General features: G+C 58.7%; 1 protein-coding gene. It reads left to right on the top strand.

Translation table 11 applies throughout. The annotated features are described in order from the left end of the window. Positions 1-983: 983 nt before the first annotated feature. Positions 984-1,219 (top strand): hypothetical protein (locus ACFHWU_RS29155; protein ID WP_416592305.1); only part of this gene is annotated, 236 nt, incomplete at its 3' end.

Raw genomic sequence — 1,219 nt, 5'->3', positions numbered from 1 at the left:
CCGACAGCAGCCACACAACCGCAGGCCACACCCCAAGATCAACTCAAGCTACGCAGCATTGCACCTATGCCCTCCGACGCACAGAGGCGATGGGCGGATCGCCACGTGACCGACCCGCCCAACAGCCTTCATCCGCTCCAATGCCAATCCGGCTTGCCCTTTGCGGGCCGTCACGGATCGACGTCAGATCACCCCGGTCGAGTCGGGCACGATACCGATAGACGGCACACTTTCCCAGGCCTCAGATGGCATTAGCAAAGGCCCCACCAGGGAACGCGCACCACCGAGGTAACAAATCCACCTCAGCTCGTCGCACGCGAACACGGGCTCCCCTCGTGAATTCACCCAAATCTGCACAACATTTGCGGAAATCTGGGTTATGTCCCACCATTCCCAACTTCGCTGTCGCGGGTCAAACGAAAATAGGAGATCCTGCATCGTCCAGCTCTCATCGCCGCGATGCAAAGAGTATCTGAGCTTGGCATTATTCTGTTCTTGAAGGAAGCCTGCCTCGTTCGTCCAGGCTGGAAGACCCGTTTCCGGCAAGTCGTCCGCTTCGAAGTCACACGTAGCCGACACCTGAATGCCCGCACGAACAAGCTCCCTCACACGCTGCGCGAACCTGTCAGATTCATCCCAGCTAGCGAGCTCCACATAGAAGGCAGCCAAGGGTCCTGATGGCTCTATTTCCGGACGCGACTTTGTCCGAGCGAGCTCGCTCTCCGGAGTCACAACACCCTCCCAGATCCAGGTATTATTGCCCCCAAGAGTCCCGGGAACATTTCCGATGGCAAGCCGTGCAAGTCCGGCCCCTTCCCAGGGTCGTCAATCTGCGGACGCCCGGCCGAGAAAATATTCCACTGTCGCCGACTCATTCCCGAGGGACGGCGCTGACTGATGGCCGCCGACCTGACACTATTCACATACGACGTCGGGACGTTGAAGGCAACGATCTGCCCACCTGAGCCACGGAACTGCTCAGAGTGAGCAATATTTCCGCTCATGTTCAGATGAAGCATCCCGTCACCATTAATCGACACGTTGCCACCCCCATCAACGGAAAGCCGCTGGCTATCCGGGTGGTCTGTCTGCACTCGGTAGATCGTCGTATTGCAGTTGTGTACGAGGACTGGCGTGTTGCCGGCTATCACATGGTACGTGTGGACGTGGCTGATGGTGAGGTTGTGGACGGTGGCGTGTGGGACGGTCCGGCGGTGGA

The organism is Micromonospora sp. LOL_015 (genome assembly GCF_048060275.1).
Taxonomy (GTDB): Bacteria; Actinomycetota; Actinomycetes; order Mycobacteriales; family Micromonosporaceae; genus Micromonospora_E.
The sequence above is the reverse complement of the archived record's forward strand: the minus strand, read 5'-3'. Positions and strand labels throughout refer to the sequence as shown.